The organism is Ancylobacter dichloromethanicus, from assembly GCF_018390645.1.
Lineage (GTDB): Bacteria > Pseudomonadota > Alphaproteobacteria > Rhizobiales > Xanthobacteraceae > Ancylobacter > Ancylobacter dichloromethanicus.
Window position 1 is genome coordinate 633,685 of record NZ_JAHBGC010000020.1, and the last position, 14,954, is coordinate 648,638.

At 68.8% G+C, this 14,954-nt stretch carries 16 protein-coding genes; 2 read left to right on the plus strand and 14 right to left on the minus strand.

Annotated features, from left to right (window positions below; translation table 11 throughout):
- Positions 1 to 35: 35 nt before the first annotated feature.
- The 11 genes from KHC23_RS11700 to ehuR all read right to left on the minus strand — a co-directional run bounded on the left by KHC23_RS11700 (position 36) and on the right by ehuR (position 12,078).
- Entirely contained in the window at positions 36 to 1,427 is a 1,392-nt protein-coding gene (locus tag KHC23_RS11700) for an aspartate aminotransferase family protein (RefSeq protein ID WP_213372640.1), read from the minus strand.
- Positions 1,428 to 1,450: 23 nt separating this feature from the next.
- Positions 1,451 to 2,968, minus strand: coding sequence for an NAD-dependent succinate-semialdehyde dehydrogenase (locus tag KHC23_RS11705; RefSeq protein ID WP_213372641.1), 1,518 nt, complete (start codon positions 2,966 to 2,968; stop codon positions 1,451 to 1,453).
- Between the two features lie 129 nt (positions 2,969 to 3,097).
- The gene (gene ehuA / locus KHC23_RS11710) at positions 3,098 to 3,877 is read right to left on the minus strand and encodes an ectoine/hydroxyectoine ABC transporter ATP-binding protein EhuA (protein WP_213372643.1); all 780 of its coding nucleotides are present in this window, start codon (positions 3,875 to 3,877) and stop codon (positions 3,098 to 3,100) included.
- Positions 3,874 to 4,566, minus strand: a complete 693-nt coding sequence (gene ehuD, locus KHC23_RS11715) for an ectoine/hydroxyectoine ABC transporter permease subunit EhuD (protein WP_213372645.1) — start codon at positions 4,564 to 4,566, stop codon at positions 3,874 to 3,876. The genes ehuA and ehuD overlap by 4 nt, the downstream gene beginning before the upstream one ends.
- Before the next feature lie 10 nt (positions 4,567 to 4,576).
- Complete coding sequence (gene ehuC, locus KHC23_RS11720; RefSeq protein ID WP_213372647.1) at positions 4,577 to 5,242, minus strand: ectoine/hydroxyectoine ABC transporter permease subunit EhuC; 666 nt, start codon at positions 5,240 to 5,242, stop codon at positions 4,577 to 4,579.
- Positions 5,243 to 5,333: 91 nt separating this feature from the next.
- Positions 5,334 to 6,185, minus strand: a complete 852-nt coding sequence (gene ehuB, locus KHC23_RS11725) for an ectoine/hydroxyectoine ABC transporter substrate-binding protein EhuB (RefSeq protein ID WP_213372649.1) — start codon at positions 6,183 to 6,185, stop codon at positions 5,334 to 5,336.
- A gap of 94 nt (positions 6,186 to 6,279) precedes the next feature.
- A complete protein-coding gene (doeB, locus tag KHC23_RS11730) occupies positions 6,280 to 7,290 on the minus strand; it encodes a N(2)-acetyl-L-2,4-diaminobutanoate deacetylase DoeB (protein ID WP_213372651.1) in 1,011 nt (336 codons plus the stop codon).
- A 5-nt stretch (positions 7,291 to 7,295) separates the two neighbouring features.
- Positions 7,296 to 8,474, minus strand: coding sequence for an ectoine hydrolase DoeA (gene doeA, locus KHC23_RS11735; protein ID WP_213372653.1), 1,179 nt, complete (start codon positions 8,472 to 8,474; stop codon positions 7,296 to 7,298).
- Complete coding sequence (eutC, locus tag KHC23_RS11740) at positions 8,471 to 9,484, minus strand: ectoine utilization protein EutC (RefSeq protein WP_213372655.1); 1,014 nt, start codon at positions 9,482 to 9,484, stop codon at positions 8,471 to 8,473. The genes doeA and eutC overlap by 4 nt, the downstream gene beginning before the upstream one ends.
- Positions 9,481 to 10,497 (minus strand): hydroxyectoine utilization dehydratase EutB, encoded by a 1,017-nt coding sequence (eutB, locus tag KHC23_RS11745; RefSeq protein ID WP_213372657.1) that lies wholly within the window; start codon positions 10,495 to 10,497, stop codon positions 9,481 to 9,483. The genes eutC and eutB overlap by 4 nt, the downstream gene beginning before the upstream one ends.
- 126 nt (positions 10,498 to 10,623) lie before the next feature.
- Positions 10,624 to 12,078 (minus strand): MocR-like ectoine utilization transcription factor EhuR, encoded by a 1,455-nt coding sequence (gene ehuR / locus KHC23_RS11750; RefSeq protein WP_213372659.1) that lies wholly within the window; start codon positions 12,076 to 12,078, stop codon positions 10,624 to 10,626.
- A 59-nt stretch (positions 12,079 to 12,137) separates the two neighbouring features.
- Here ehuR and KHC23_RS11755 point away from each other — a divergent pair, with 59 nt between their 5' ends.
- Positions 12,138 to 12,593, plus strand: coding sequence for an Lrp/AsnC family transcriptional regulator (locus KHC23_RS11755; RefSeq protein ID WP_213372661.1), 456 nt, complete (start codon positions 12,138 to 12,140; stop codon positions 12,591 to 12,593).
- A gap of 123 nt (positions 12,594 to 12,716) precedes the next feature.
- Here KHC23_RS11755 and KHC23_RS11760 read toward each other — a convergent pair whose 3' ends face one another.
- The gene (locus KHC23_RS11760) at positions 12,717 to 13,004 is read right to left on the minus strand and encodes a DUF1488 family protein (RefSeq protein WP_213372663.1); all 288 of its coding nucleotides are present in this window, start codon (positions 13,002 to 13,004) and stop codon (positions 12,717 to 12,719) included.
- A 155-nt stretch (positions 13,005 to 13,159) separates the two neighbouring features.
- Here KHC23_RS11760 and KHC23_RS11765 point away from each other — a divergent pair, with 155 nt between their 5' ends.
- Positions 13,160 to 13,405, plus strand: a complete 246-nt coding sequence (locus tag KHC23_RS11765) for a hypothetical protein (RefSeq protein ID WP_213372665.1) — start codon at positions 13,160 to 13,162, stop codon at positions 13,403 to 13,405.
- Positions 13,406 to 13,432: 27 nt separating this feature from the next.
- Here the strand turns inward: KHC23_RS11765 and KHC23_RS11770 are convergent, their stop codons facing one another.
- Entirely contained in the window at positions 13,433 to 14,425 is a 993-nt protein-coding gene (locus KHC23_RS11770; RefSeq protein WP_213372667.1) for a YncE family protein, read from the minus strand.
- Complete coding sequence (locus KHC23_RS11775) at positions 14,422 to 14,949, minus strand: SRPBCC family protein (RefSeq protein ID WP_213372669.1); 528 nt, start codon at positions 14,947 to 14,949, stop codon at positions 14,422 to 14,424. The genes KHC23_RS11770 and KHC23_RS11775 overlap by 4 nt, the downstream gene beginning before the upstream one ends.
- Positions 14,950 to 14,954 lie beyond the last annotated feature (5 nt).

Genomic DNA, 14,954 nt, shown 5'->3' on the forward strand with positions numbered 1-14,954 from the left:
GGCCATGGCCGCCGGCCGGCACTGAAGGTGTCGCTTTACAGGCTGGCCGCCACCGCCTCGACGGCGCCGCGCGTGGCGTCGACCACGATGTCGGCTTCCGCGCGGGTCAGGCACAGCGGCGGGGCGAAGCCGATGATGTCGCCCTGCGGCATGGCGCGGGCGATGACGCCGCGCTCCAGCATGGCGGCGGCAATGCGCGGCCCGACTTTCTCCGCGGCCTCGAAGAACGTGCGGTCGTCCTTGTCGCGCACCAGTTCCACCGCCGCCAGCAGGCCCTCGCCGCGCACCTCGCCAACGAAGCGATGGCCGCTCAGCGCGTCCTTCAGCGCGGTGTTGAAATAGGCCCCGACCTCGCGGGCATTGGCGACGAGGTCGAGTTCGTCCACCAGTTCGAGATTGGCAATGCCGGCCGCCGTGCACAGCGGGTGCGAGGAATAGGTCCAGCCATGGCCGATGGGGCCGAACTCGTCCGAGCCCTGCTCCAGCAGCCGCCAGACCTTCTCGGACACGATGACGCCCGAGAGCGGCGCATAGGCGGAGGTGAGGCCCTTGGCGATGGTGATGAGGTCCGGCTCGATGCCGTAATGATCCGAGCCGAACATGCTGCCGAGCCGGCCGAAGCCGGTGACGACCTCGTCGGCGATCAGCATTATGTCGTATTTCTTCAGCACCGCCTGGATTTTCGGCCAGTAGCCGGCCGGCGGCGGCACGATGCCGCCGGTGCCGAGCACCGGCTCGCCGATGAAGGCGGCGATGGTGTCCGCCCCCTCGGCGAGGATCATCTCCTCCAGCCTGTCGGCGCAATGTTGCGAGAACTGCTCCTCGCTCATCGAGCGGTCTTCCCGGCGGAAATAATAGGGCGCCTCGGTGTGCAGGATCGGCGCGCGCGGCAGGTCGAACAGATTGTGGAAGCCGGCGAGGCCGGTGAGGCTGCCGGTCATCACGCCAGAGCCGTGATAGCCGCGCCAGCGCGAGATGATCTTCTTCTTCTGCGGCCGGCCGAGCACGTTGTTGATGTACCAGACCAGCTTGATGTTGGTCTCGTTGGCATCCGACCCCGACAGGCCGAAGAACACCCGGCTCATGCCGGCCGGCGCGCGCTCCACCACCATGCGGGCGAGGCGGATCGAGGGCTCGGAGCCGTGCCCGGCATAGGCGTGGTAATAGGCGAGCTTTGACGCCTGCTCGGCGATGGCGTCGGTGATCTTCTTGCGGCCATAGCCGACATTCACGCAATAGAGCCCGCCAAAGGCGTCGAGGCTGCGCCGTCCCTCGCGGTCGACGATGTAGACGCCTTCCGCCCCGGTGATGATGCGGTTGGGCGTCTCGCCGCGCGCGTGCTGGGCCATATGGGTGGACGGGTGGAAGAAGTGGTCGCGGTCCCAGCTGTCGAGTTCGTTGCTGGCGGGGGCGGGGGTGTCGAGCATCTGAATCTCCGTTTCTCTCGCCCTCAGCCGAGGTCGAGGCAGACATATTTGAGGTCGGTGAAGGCTTCGAGGCCGTGGCGGGAGCCTTCGCGGCCAAGGCCGGACTGTTTCATGCCGCCGAACGGGATCGGCGCGCCGGTGATCTTGACCCGGTTGACCGCGACCATGCCGTAGTCCAGCGCCTGCGCCATCCGCGCCGCCCGCGCGCCGTCGGGCGTGACGACATAGGCGACGAGGCCGTATTCGGTGGCATTGGCGCGGGCGATCACCTCCCCCTCGGTGTCGAACGGGGCTAGGGCGGCGACGGGGGCGAAGGTCTCCTCGCGCATGATCAGCGCCTGCTCCGGCACATCGGCGAGCACGGTGGGGGCGAGGAAAAGCGGCCCCGGCAGGGCGCGCTCGGGCGTCAGGCGCCGGGCGCCGCGCTGGAGTGCGTCGTCAATCTGCGCCTGTGCCTTGGCCACCGCCCCTGCATGCATCAGCGGGCCGATCTCAGTCTGCGGGTCGAGCCCGGGGCCGAGGCGCAGCGCCGCGACGCGCGCGGCAAAGGCGGCGCAGAAGCGGGGATAGAGCCCGCGCTGCACATAGATGCGGTTGGCGGCGAGGCAGTCTTGACCCGACGTGGCGAATTTGGCGTCGAGCGCGATCTCCACTGCGCGCTCAATGTCCGCATCATCGAACACGATCAGCGGCGCATGGCCGCCGAGCTCCATCACGACACGCTTGATGCCGCTTGCCGCGTTGTGGGCGACGATCCGGCCAACCGGGGTGGAGCCGGTGAAGCTCACCGCGCGCACCCGCACATCCGCGCAGAAGGTCTCGGCGATCGGTGCCGGCTCGCCGGTCACAAGGTTGAAGACGCCGGCGGGGAAGCCGGCGCGTTCGGCAAGCTCGGCCAGCGCCAGCGCCGAAAGCGGGGTGTGCGAGGAGGGGTGCGCTACGATGGTGCAGCCGGCCGCCAGCGCCGCCGCCGCCTTGCGCGTGAGCATGGCGGCGGGAAAGTTCCACGGCGTCAGCAGCGCGGCGACACCCACCGGTTCGCGGCTGAGCGACATCTGCGCGCCGGGAAGGTGGCTGGTGACGCCCTCGACATTCACCCGCAGCGCTTCTTCCGCGTAATAGGCGATGAAGGAGGCGGCATAGGCGATCTCGCCGCGCGATTCCGCCAGCGGCTTGCCCTGTTCCAGCGTGATCAGCAAAGCAAGGTCCTCGGCCGCGTCCTCGATCAGCGCGTGCCAGCGACGCAGGAGGGTGGCGCGCTGCTGCGGCAGAAGCCCCCTCCATGGGAGGAAGGCGCGATGGGCGGCCCCGACCGACCGCGTAGCTTCCGCCGCGCCGAGGGCGGCGACCTCGGCCACCGGCGTGCCGTCCGCCGGATCGGAAACCGTGAAGGTGCGGCCGTCCGGGGCGCAGGTCCATTTGCCGTCGATATAGGACAGGGTGCGCAGCAGGCGGGCATCGGCCAGACGCGACAGGGCCGCATGGCCAGCGACGCGGGCGGGATGGCGGGCGAGGCGTTCGGTGCGGGCGGGCGCGATCATGGCGGCTCCTCTCTCAACGCGACCAGCCTAGAGGCGGTGGCCCCGAGAGGGTTTCCGAATAAATGGCGGGCGGCCGACAGGCCGCCGGAACTTCGCCGCCATGCCGAAGGACTATCGGCGCCAACTCGGCTAGCCCAGCACCGAGGCGAGGAACTCGCAGGTGCGCGGGTGGCTCGGCGCGGTGAAAATCGCTTCCGGGCTGCCTTGCTCGCAGATCTGCCCCTTGTCGAAGAAACACACGCGATCAGACACTTCGCGGGCGAAGCGCATCTCGTGCGTCACCAGAAGCATGGTCAGGTCATGCTCATGGGCGAGATCGCGGATCACCGCGAGCACCTCGCCGACCAGTTGGGGGTCCAGCGCCGAGGTCGGCTCGTCGAACAGCAGCACGCGGGGGCGCATGGCCAGTGCACGGGCAATGGCGACCCGCTGTTGCTGTCCGCCGGAGAGCTGGGAGGGGAAATGGTCCTTCTTGTCCGCCAGCCCGACCAGCGCCAGCAGATCGACCGCCCGCGCCTGCGCCTCGTCACGCGACAGGCCAAGCACCCGCACCGGGGCTTCGGCGACATTGCGGATCACGCTCATATGCGGGAACAGGTTGAAGCTCTGGAACACCATGCCGACATGGCTGCGGATGTTGCGCAGGTGCCGCTCCGAGGCTCTGAACGGGGCGGCGGCGCCGGGCTCGTGATAATCCATGCCGGCCAGCGTCAGCCTGCCCTCCTGGAACGGCTCCAGCGTCATCAGGATGCGCAGCACGGTCGACTTGCCGGAGCCGGACGGGCCGATGAGCGTGACCTTCTCGCCCGGCGCGACCTCGAAATTGAAATTGTCGAGCACCGTGAGGGCGCCGAAACGCTTGGTCACGCCGGCGAACTGGATCAAAGGCGGCTTGACGTTGTCGGTCATCGCAGCGGGATTCCTGCCTTGGGAAGCACCTTCTGCAGCCGGTGCAGCCCGGCGGAGCAGATCAGCGTCAGGATGAGGAAGATCAGGCCGACCATGGTCAGCGGCACCAGATATTCGAAGGTGCGCTCGCCGATCATGTTGGCCAGCGCCATCATGTCGAGCACCGTGATCACCGAGAGCACGGGCGTCTCCTTGATCATGGCGACCATGTAATTGCCCATGGCGGGCAGGATGCGCGGCACGATCTGCGGTACCACGATGTCGCGATAGGTCTGCATCCGCGTGAGGTTGAGCGCGGTCGCCGCCTCCCACTGGCCGCGCGGCACCGCCTCGATGCCACCGCGATAGACCTCGGAGGTGTAAGCGGAATATTGCAGGCCGAGCGCCAGCGCGCCGGTGAGGAAGGCCGGCAGCGTCACGCCATATTCGGGCAGCACGTAATAGAGGAAGAAGAGCTGCACCAGCAGCGGCGTGTCGCGCAGGAACTCCACCACGCACGCCGTGGTCCAGGAAACACTGCGGAAACGGCTGCGCCTGAGCATGGCGAAGACGAGGCCGAGTACCAGGGCGATGGCGAAGCCCGCGGCGGCGGCTTTCAGCGTCACGGTGAGCCCGATCAGGATGATCGGCAGGATCGACCACGCATAAGTCAGCGGGGTCGCGGTGTCCCAGGTGAAACCGTACATCATGCCGGGGCCCTCACGAATGCGCCGCGCGCGGGAAGGCCGCGCCGCGCCGGGCGAGGCGCTCGATCAGCCGCATCACCATCATCAGCACCAGCGACATGGCGAAATAGCCGACCAGCGTCAGCGTGTAGACGCCGGCGCTGTCGAGGGTGAGGTTGCGGATCGACTGGGCGCGGAAGGTGAGGTCGGCGATGGAGATCAGTGAGACCAGTGAGGACAGCTTCAGCGTCTCGATGGCGAGATTGCCGAAGGCCGGCAGCATCTCGATGAGCGCCTGCGGCAGGGTGACGTGAACGAGCGTGTGCCAGCGGCCGAAGTTGAGCGCCCGCGCCGCCTCCACCTGCTGCACCGAGACGGAGGCCAGCGCGCCGCGCACGATTTCCGAGCCATAGGCGCCCACGTGCAGGGCCAGCACCAGAATGCCGGTCGCCACCGGCTCGAAGCTGATGCCGATGAGGGGGAGCGCGTAATAGAACCAGAAAAGCTGCACCAGCAGCGAAGTGCCGCGAAACAGTTCCGTGTAGCAGAGCGCGAGCGTCGACACGATGCGCCCGCCCTCGACCCGGGCGATCCCCGCCACGAAGGCCAGCAGCGCGCCGATCGCGATCGCCGCGAGCGTGATCCACGCGGTGACGAGCGCGCCCTGCGCCAGCGAGGGCAGATAGGAAACCCACTGCATCGTCAGCTCCCGGTTTGAGCGTCGACAAAGGCGGTCCCTCCGCCGGGGCATCGCCGCCGGCGGAGGGACGCGTTCCGTTCAATGCCCGGCGCTACTTGCCGGCGCAGAGATCGGCGACCTTGCGGTCCGCCGCCGCCTTGATGCTCTCTTCCGAGAGGCCGTAACTGGCGAGGATCTTCTTGTACTCGTCGGTGGTACGGAACTCGATCAGCGCGGCATTGAACGCGTCATAGAGTTCCTTGTCTTCCGGCCGGAAGGCGAAGCCGCCGAAATTGCGCACTGGCTTGCCGTCGACCACCGGGTCGGTGAAGGGCGCGACCTGCTCGACGCCGTCCTGGCCCTTGGCCAGCGAGGCCACCGTCAGCTCGGTCGCGGCGTAGGCGTCGGCGCGGTTCTGCACCGTGGCGAGCGCGTCGGCATTGGCGGTGATGAAGATCACCTGGTCGTCCTTCACGCCGACGGCGCGCAGGAAGTCGATATTGTTGGCGCCGGAGACCACCGCGACTTTCAGCGACGGGTCCTTGGCGATGTCGGCATAGGTGGTGAGCTTCTTCGGGTTGCCCTTCTTCACCAGCAGCCCCTCGCCATAGGACGAGTTCGGCTCGGTGAAGGCGACCTGCTTGCAGCGCTCGGGCGAGATGTTCTGCTCGGCGGCGACGAAATCGTAGCGTCGGGCCTTGAGGCCGGGGATGAGGGTGCCGAACGGCGTCACCGTCCAGACAACATCGGTGATGCCCATCTTCTTGAGCACGGCGTTGGCGACGTCGGGGCCGATACCGGCCGAGGTGCCGTCCTCCTTCATGTAGGAATAGGGCACCTCATTGGCGGTGGCGGCGCGGATATAGCCCTGGTCCGTCACATCCTTCAGGGTCGTCGCGCCGGCGACCGACAGGCCTCCGGCGAGGGCAAGGGCGGAAAGCCCGGCAATCCTAATGAACGACATGTTCTTCTCCTCTGGTCGATCTGACTGGGGTCCGAATTGTTCGGAAATCGGCGCCGTGTTCCGGCGTCCTGTTGGGCCGCGATGGCCGGATGGATCAGGCGTCCGTCACCACGGCGAGGACGGAGAGGCAGTCGCCGGCCTTGATCAGGCCCGGCACATGGCGGGCGGCGAGCACGCCGTCCATCGACGCCCGGTACTCGGCCGGTGCTTCGCCGGTCCGCCCGATGGGGTAGATCCGGGCAATGAGGTCGCCGGCACGCACTTTCGCTCCAAGGTCGACCGCGAAGGCGACCAGCCCGTCATCCCCGGCGAAGGCGAAGCAGTCGGCGGATGGCATGTCGAGCCAATATGTGCGGGCGGTCTCGGGTTCACCCTTCAGAATGCCGACATGGCGCAGCAGGTTCACGGCGCCGCGCCGGGCGACGGCGATGCTGGTGGCGCTCGCGGTGCCGGCGCCACCGAGTTCGGTGGTGACGAAGACCTTGCCCATCTCCTCCACCGTGGTGTCGAGCATGCCGACCGCGTCGATCTCCAGCATCCGCATGGAGTAGGGGGCGGAGAAGGCGGCGACCGCCGCGAAGCAGCGCGCCTCCTGGTCCTTATCCGGCAGCGCGTGGGCGGCGGCATAGGGCAGGAAATCGAGCGTCTTGCCGCCGGAATGGAAATCCAGAACCATATCGGCCATCGGCACGAGATGACGGGTGACGAAATCGGCGATCTTCTCCGTCACCGTGCCGTCCGGGCGGCCGGGAAAGCTGCGGTTGAGATTGCCGCGGTCGATCGGCGAGGTGCGGGTGCCGGCGCGGAAGGCGGGGTAGTTGAGCGCCGGCACGATGATGACGCGGCCCTGCACCTCCTCCGGCCTGAGCGTGCGCGCCAGTTCGAACAGGGCGGCGGGGCCCTCATATTCGTCGCCATGATTGGCGCCGGTGAGCAGGGCGGTCGGGCCCTCGCCATGGGCGATGACGCAGATGGGGATCATCACCGAGCCCCAGGCGCTGTCGTCGCGGCTATAGGGCAGGCGCAGATGGCCGTGCTGGACGCCGGCGGCGGCGAAGTCCACCGTCGGCGCAACGGGCGAGGGGCGGGGCGTGAGCGAGAGCATAACGCTCACCCCTTCACGAAGAGCTGGCGCGGCACGTTGGACAGGCATTCATGGCCGGTCTCGGTGATCGCGATGCTCTCGGTGATCTCAAGACCCATGTCTTCGAGCCACAGGCCGGTCATGAAATGGAAGGTCATGCCGGGCTTCAGCTCGGTGCGGTCGCCGGGGCGCAGGCTCATGGTCCGCTCGCCCCAGTCCGGGGGGTAGCTGAGCCCGATCGGGTAGCCGGTCCGGTTGTCCTTGATGATCCCGTAGGTCTTCAGCACCGCGAAGAAGGCATTGGCGATGTCCTCGCAGGTGTTGCCCGGCCGGGCGGCGGCAAGGCCGGCTTCCATGCCTTCCAGCGTCGCCTTTTCGGCGTCGAGGAAGGCCTGCGTCGGGGTGCCGAGGAAGACGGTGCGCGAGAGCGGGCAGTGATAGCGCCGGTAGGCGCCAGCGATCTCGAAGAAGGTGCCTTCCCCGACGCGCATCGGCTTGTCGTCCCAGGTCAGGTGCGGGGCGGAGGCGTCCGCGCCCGAGGGCAGCAGCGGCACGATGGCGGGATAGTCGCCGCCGAACTCCGCCGTGCCACGAATGCCGGCATCGTAGATTTCCGCCACGAGGTCGCATTTGCGCATGCCGGGCTCGACGACATCGACGATGCGCTGGTGCATCCGTTCGACGATGCGGCCGGCCTTGCGCATGTAGTCCAGCTCGGTCGGGCTCTTGACCGCGCGTTGCCAGTTCACCAGCCCGCCGGAATCCTTGAAGCGGGCATTGGGCAGGTGCTTGTGCAGCGAGGCGAAAGCGGCGGCGGAGAAGTAGTAGTTGTCCATCTCCACCGCGATGGAGCCCTTGTCCCATCCCCGGTCCGCGATGATCTGCGACAGCAGGTCCATCGGGTGGCGCTCGGCCGACTGAACATAGTGGTCGGGGTAGCCGATGATGTTGTCGTGGGCGAGATACGCCGTGCGCCGGGCGCCGTTGGCGTCCTGCTTGCGGCCGTACCAGACCGGTTCGCCGGCCGGTGGAACCAGCACGCACTGATGGACGTAGAACGACCAGCCATCATAGCCGGTGAGCCAGTGCATGTTCGACGGATCGGTGACGATCAGGAGGTCGATGCCGGCCTTCTCCATCGCCGCGCGGGTCTTGGCGAGGCGCTCGGCATATTCCTCGTGGGAGAAATTCAGGGTCACGGTCACGCGATGTCTCCGGCTGCGGCCTTGGTGTCGATGGCGCGTCCCGCCCGGGCGCTGCTGGCGCGGGCGAAAGCGAGATTGGCGATGGCGGTGTCCTGCACGCCGGTGCCGGTGAGGTCGGCCAGCGTGATTTCGTCGGCGCGGGTGCGGCCCGGCGCGGTGCCGGCGATGACCTCGCCGAGTTCGGCGAAGGTGGCGTCGGCGGCAATGAGCCCGGCGCGGATGGCGTGGTGCAGCTCGCCGAGGCGGCGCGTCTGGCTCAGCCGGTCGGCGATGTAGGTGGCGCGGGCGAAGGCCTTCGGGTCGATCTCGTTCTTGTGCTCGCTGTCGGCGCCCATGGCGGTGACGTGCTGGCCGGGTTCCAGCCAGCCAGCATTCAGGATCGGGCGTTCCGCCGGCGTGGTGGTGACGACAATGTCGGCGCCGCGCACGGCGTCCTCGGCCTCGAAGGCGGCGGTGACCTCGATGCCGAGATGACGCGACAGGTCGCGGGCGGCCGCCTCCGACCGGGCGGCGTCACGGGCCCAGATGCGGGCCTGCCGGATCGGCCGGACAAGCTTCAGCGCCTCCAGCTGCAGCCGCGCCTGCATGCCGGCCCCGAGGATCGCCGCCACGCCGGACTCGGGACGGGACAGATGCCGGGCAGCGACCGCGCCGGCCGCGGCAGTGCGGATGTCGGTGAGGTAGCCATTGTCGAGCAGCAGCGCCTCGACCAGCCCGGTGCGGGTGCTGAACAGGATCATCAGCCCGTTGAGGCTGGGCAGGCCGAGCGCGGGATTGTCGAAGAAGCCGGGGCTCACCTTGATGGCGAAGCCGTCGAGACCGGGAACATAGGCGGTCTTAACGTCGACCTCGCCGCGATGCTCGGGGATGTCGAGCCGCAGGATCGGCGGCATGGCGACGGGCTTAGTCGCCAGCGCGGCGAAGGCGGCCTCGACGCAGTCGACGGTACTGGCGTCGAGCCCGATGGCGGGGCGCAGGTCGGTCTCGGTGAGGACGAGCATCTGGCTCATGCGGACTCTCCGTTGACAATTCGTCGGTGCGCGGCGGGGTCGATGTTGCCGCCGGAGACGATGAGCGCGGTCGGCCCGGCTGGGCGCACCTTGCCGGCGAGCAGCGCGGCGATGCCCACCGCGCCGGCGCCCTCGACGGTTTCGACCTGTTCAACGGCGGCGTGGCGGATGCCGGCAGCGATCTCGTCCTCGGTGACGAGCACCACCTCGTCGAGCAAGGCGCGGCAGAGCGGAAAGGTGAAGCGGTTGGCGAGACCGATGCCGCCGCCGAGCGAATCCGCCAGCGTTTCCTCCTCGACCACATCGACCGGCCGGCCGGCGGCAATGGAGGCGGCCATGGCGGCGCCGCGCTGCATCGAGACGCCGACGACGCGGATGTCGGGGCGCAGCGTCTTCACGGCGAGCGCGATGCCGCCGGCCAGCCCGCCGCCGGACAGCGGCACCAGAATGAGCGCGAGGTCCGGCAGGTCCTCAAGAAGCTCGCGGCCGATGGTGCCCTGGCCGGCGATCACCTCCGGGTGATCGAAGGGCGGGATGGCGGTGAGGCCGCGCTCGGACACGAGGCGTTCCACCTCGGCCTGGGCGTCGTCCTGCGAGCAGCCGACGATGCGCACCTCGGCGCCGAGCGCGCGCACCGCCTCGACCTTGTTGGCCGGCACCAGCGCCGACATGCAGACTGTCGCCGGCACGCCCGCCTGGCGCGCCGCATAGGCGACGGCGCGGCCGTGATTGCCGGTGGAGGCGGTGACGAGCCCGCGCCGGCGGGCCGCCTCATCGAGCGCCAGCAGCGCGTTCATCGCCCCGCGCAGCTTGAAGGCGCCGACCGGCTGGCGGGTCTCCAGCTTGAGATGGACCGGCTGGCCGACGTGCTTCGTCAGGGAAGGGGAGGCCACCAGCGGGGTGCGCACGACGCGCCCGGCGAGGCGAACCGCCGCCGCCTCGACCCCCGCAAACGCGACCGGCAGGCCGGACACCGCGGAACGGATGGACGTGTCGTGGGCGGGTTGGGGCATGAGCTGATGTTCCCTCTCGCTTGTGATGGTGAGAGGCATCAAAAATCATGTCAATTGTTATATTGTAATGATCCAATAAGCATCCGCCCTGCCCGGTTGCGGCATCACCCGACCCGGAGGCCCCGTTCAGCCGATGGCGCCGATATCGAACACCGGCGGCAGCTGCTCGAAGGTCTGTCGCACGGTGGTCAGCGCCTGCGTCAGCGCGGCGGCGGTAAAGTGCCCGCCGAGGCAGATGCGGATGCCGCCGCCGTGATTGCCGCCGGCGATGAAGGGATCGGACGGCGTCACCGCCACCCGCCGTTCCGCCAGCGAGCGCACCAGCCCGTCCTCGGTCCAGTGCGGCGGCACTTTGAGCCAGGCGCAGAGCGACAGCGGATGGCTGGAGGCGACGTGCGCGCCGAGCGTCGTGGCGACCAGACGCTGGCGCGCCCGTGCTTCCTCGCGCTGCACGCCCAGCAGGCGCTGCGCGGTGCCATCCTCGACCCAGCGGGTGGCGATCTCGGCCAGCAGATAGGCGCCGCTCCAGCTGGTGACGCGCAGGATCGAGGCCGCCCGGATCGAATAATGCGGCGGCACCACGAGATAGCCGACCCGCAGGCCGGTCAGCACGGTCTTGGTGAAGCTGGTGACGAAGAAGCCGAGATCCGGCACCATCTGGCTGATCGAGGGCAGGGGCGTGTCAAGCAGCGGCTTGTAGACCTCGTCCTCGACCACGAACACGCCGTTGCGCCGTGCGATGTCGGCGATGGCGGCGCGGCGGCCCGGCCCGGCGACGTGGCTGGTCGGGTTGTTCAAGGTCGGGATCAGCACCAGCGCGCGTACGCCGCCCACCGCGCAGGCGGCCTCGAAGGCGTCGGGCAGCACGCCCTCCGCGTCGGTCGGCAGGCCCCTGAGGCTGAATCCCAGCACATTGGCGAGGCCGATCACGCCGTGATCGGTCAGGTTTTCGGTCAGCACCACATCGCCCGCGCGGACGATGCAGCTCAGGGCGAGAAAAAGCCCGTGCGCGGCGCCATTGGTAATCAGGATGCGCTCGGTGCCGGCCTCGACGCCCAGCGGCTCCAGCCAGGCGCGCGCGGCTTCGCGATGAGGGTCGAGCCCGGCGATGGGGCGGCAGGCGCCCATGAACGCGCCGGAGTCGCCCGTCGACAGCGCCGCCAGCACGGCACGGGAGGCTTCCTCATGCGCCTGGGTGTAGACCCCGCGCACGATTGACAGGTCCACCGCCTCGTCGGGGTTGCGGTCCAGCATCAGCCGTCCCGCCCGCTCGGTGACGCGTGCCTTGACGAAGGTGCCGCGGCCGATCTCGCCCGAGAGATAGCCGAGCCGCTCCGCCTCGCGATAGCTCAGGCTCACCGTCTGCACCGAGAGGCCAAGGTCGCGGGCGAGGTCGCGATGCGTCGGCATCCGGTCCATCGGCTTGAGCACGCCGGCGTCGATGTCGGCGATGATGCGCCCGGTCAGCGCGGCATGCTTGGTCTGGCCTTTCGGCTTCGCCAGAAGGGGCCGCCAGTCCACGGCCTTGCCCGGACCCGCGCCGGCGGGAGTCGCGGCCAGAGGATGGACTTGACGAAGCATCGGATTGTCTCGTTCTTAAAGGGCGCTGTTCATGACATTATGCACGCCCGGTCGCCAAGATGAAGCTCGATGCCACCGACCACAGGATTCTCGCGGCGCTGCGCCGGGACGGGCGCATCACCAAGCTGAAGCTGGCGGAGGCGGTTCATCTCTCCCCCGCCGCCTGCTGGGAGCGGCTGCGCCGGCTGGAGACCGCCGGAATCATCAAGGGCTATACCGCGATCATCGACCTCGGCGCGGAGGCGCCGCGCACCACGGTCATCGTCGAGATCAGCCTCAAGAGCCATCAGCAGGCGGATTTCCGCCGCTTCGAGGAGGCGGTCGCGCGTGAGCCCGCCATCCTTGCCTGCGACGCGACCGGCGGCGGCATCGACTACATAATGCGCGTCGTGGTGCCCGACATCGACAGCTACCAGCGCCTGATCGACCGGCTGCTGGAGCCGCGGATCGGCATCGAGCGCTATTTCAGCTATGTGGTGACCAAGAGCGTGCCGCTGGCGCGCGACGGCGAGTGAATTCGACAGCCGCCGGCCGGGCCGACAATGCCGAGCCATGTGGCGCGGTGCCTGACGAAGCGGAAATGGCGTGGCCAGCACGGGCCGTTCCGCCCTTCCATGGCAAGGCGTAGCCGCTGACGGTTACGCCGCCGGCCCGGATACCACGTCCTGCGCCCCCAGCGTCACGGGCCCATCGGTGGCGGGCGTGCGCTCGAACTTGCGCAACGCGGCGGCCTCAATGCGCGGCCGGTGCTGCTCGAAGCGCGCCATCCGGTCGGCGCGGCTGGTCAGCTCCGCGTTCTCGAGCCTTTCGAGCGCGTCCCAGCCGACGAGACATTCAAGGATATCCGTGTCGCCACGGAAAAAGAACCGGATCGCCCTGCTCTCGGCAAGGTCTTCGGGCGGCTTGGCCGAGTGATGAAGCGTCATGGTCTCCTCCTTTGACAATGGAGGTTAACCCCCGATCGCCGCGGAAGTTCGGCCAGGTGGGACGAAGTGTCCATGTCAGGCCGGTCGCGCGGCCATGAAGAGCGCACATTCGAGCCGCATGTCCGGCGGGCCTGGCGGAGCTGTGGAGTACGGCGATGACGACGGCCACCGATATTTCGCGACGGATCGCGGAGACCGTGCAGCCCCGACTGGGCCGCATAGCCGAGCACGAGGTCGGCATCCTTCCGGTCGACACCTCCGGGGATGGGCCGAACTGGACCGCCACAATCGCGCGGCAGGGCGGCGGCGGCCACGCCTACCGGCAATGGCGGCTGGAGCAGCTGCGTACCGCGGTGGAATCGGTACGGCGCGAGATTCCACGTATCGACTGGAACCAGTAGCGCCGTCGGCACGTGCCGACGCGCCCTTCACGGCGCACCGCGCCCGCCAAGGACGACAAGGTTGCGCGGTCCGGTCGCCACCTTGACGCGGCCGGTGATCGTCCGGCGGGGAATGTCGATCACCACCACGTCGTCGCCAGCCCAGTCGACCGCCACGGCCTTTGCCGGTGACACGACAGCGATGCCCTCGGGAAAGGAGCCGAGCGAGGGCTGCTGCGGCGCCAGCGTCAACGTGTCGGCGTCGACGATGGCAAGCTTGCCGCTCTGCTGGTTGCTCACCACGATCTCGCGGCCATCCGGCGTCACCGCGACGCCATAGGGCATGAGCCCGACCTTGAGCCGCTTGACCTCGCGCGGTGGATCGGCGGTCGCGACCACCGACAAATCCCCGCTCTGGACATTGGCGATATAGAGCCGGCCGCCATCGGGCGAGAGGGCGAGGGCGAATGGTGCGCGCCCGGTCGGCACGGTGGCGACCCGTTTCAGCGCTGCGATGTCGACGACGCTGACCTGGTTGCTCTCGCGGTCGGCGAGATAGGCCCGGCTGACGGCTTCGTCGACGACCAGCCCGGCCGGCGCGCGCCCGACCGCCACGCGCCCGGTTTCCACGCCGGTCGCGGCGTCGAGCCGGATCAGCGCATCGGCGCTCCAGTCGCCGACCAGCAGGCTGCGGCCGCCCTCGATTACCGCGACGCCGAACGGCTCCAGCCCGACCTTGAACGTCGCCGTGACCGCGCGGGTGGCCACGTCGATCGCGCTGATGAGGCTGAGGTCGGGATGGGTGACATAGAGCGTGCGCCCGTCCGGCGCGGCGGCGAGGCCGGCGGGAACGGCCGCGACCGGGATTTCCGCCACCACCCGCACCGCCTCGGCGTCGACCAGAGTCACCATCGCCGCCTTTTGCGAGACGATTGCGACGAGGGGCGGGGCGGCCTGCGCGCGCGCCTCGGCCGCGAGCAGGCCGAGTGCCACGAGAGCGACCGGTACCGTGCGGGCGAGCCGCGCCAGCACGGCGTTCACTTGGCCGTCACCTTGGCCTTCAGTCCTTCGAGACCCTGCTTGATGAAGTCGTTCATCGCGGCGATGGCGGCCTCGTCATTGCGGTCCTCCGGCGGCTCGTTGGTGGTGTCGGCGCGGTAGAAGCGGGCGCCCCACGACACTTCGCTGCCGCTGCCCTCGGGCTTCACCTCGATGGTCTGGGTGTAGAAGCTGACCGGGATCGCCTCGGCATTCTCCTTCAGCAGCCGGTAAGAGAGGCGCCGCGCCGCCGGGTCGGTCTCGTCGAGCCCTTCGGTGACCTCGCCTTTCTCCAGTGTGAGCACGCGTTCGGCGCCGGCCGCGTCGCCGCCGGTGGCGGTGACCTTCTTCACCAGCGGGTGCCACGCGCCGATGTCGCCGAATTTCACCAGTTCCGCCCACACCGCCTCCGGCGGGGCGGCGATCACGATCGTCTCGTCGGCGCGCTGCGGCGTCGGACCATGGGCGAGGGCCGCCACGGGGGCGAACAGAAGAAGCGAGAACGCCAGCGCAAGTTGTTGAAGCATCGTCT

Coding starts and splice junctions, on each gene's coding strand:
- KHC23_RS11700 (WP_213372640.1), bottom strand. CDS start 1,427: ATGCTCGACACCCCCGCCCCCGCCAGCAACGAACTCGACAGCTGGGAC.
- KHC23_RS11705 (WP_213372641.1), bottom strand. CDS start 2,968: ATGATCGCGCCCGCCCGCACCGAACGCCTCGCCCGCCATCCCGCCCGC.
- ehuA (WP_213372643.1), bottom strand. CDS start 3,877: ATGACCGACAACGTCAAGCCGCCTTTGATCCAGTTCGCCGGCGTGACC.
- ehuD (WP_213372645.1), bottom strand. CDS start 4,566: ATGATGTACGGTTTCACCTGGGACACCGCGACCCCGCTGACTTATGCG.
- ehuC (WP_213372647.1), bottom strand. CDS start 5,242: ATGCAGTGGGTTTCCTATCTGCCCTCGCTGGCGCAGGGCGCGCTCGTC.
- ehuB (WP_213372649.1), bottom strand. CDS start 6,185: ATGTCGTTCATTAGGATTGCCGGGCTTTCCGCCCTTGCCCTCGCCGGA.
- doeB (WP_213372651.1), bottom strand. CDS start 7,290: ATGCTCTCGCTCACGCCCCGCCCCTCGCCCGTTGCGCCGACGGTGGAC.
- eutC (WP_213372655.1), bottom strand. CDS start 9,484: ATGAGCCAGATGCTCGTCCTCACCGAGACCGACCTGCGCCCCGCCATC.
- eutB (WP_213372657.1), bottom strand. CDS start 10,497: ATGCCCCAACCCGCCCACGACACGTCCATCCGTTCCGCGGTGTCCGGC.
- ehuR (WP_213372659.1), bottom strand. CDS start 12,078: ATGCTTCGTCAAGTCCATCCTCTGGCCGCGACTCCCGCCGGCGCGGGT.
- KHC23_RS11755 (WP_213372661.1), top strand. CDS start 12,138: ATGAAGCTCGATGCCACCGACCACAGGATTCTCGCGGCGCTGCGCCGG.
- KHC23_RS11760 (WP_213372663.1), bottom strand. CDS start 13,004: ATGACGCTTCATCACTCGGCCAAGCCGCCCGAAGACCTTGCCGAGAGC.
- KHC23_RS11765 (WP_213372665.1), top strand. CDS start 13,160: ATGACGACGGCCACCGATATTTCGCGACGGATCGCGGAGACCGTGCAG.
- KHC23_RS11775 (WP_213372669.1), bottom strand. CDS start 14,949: ATGCTTCAACAACTTGCGCTGGCGTTCTCGCTTCTTCTGTTCGCCCCC.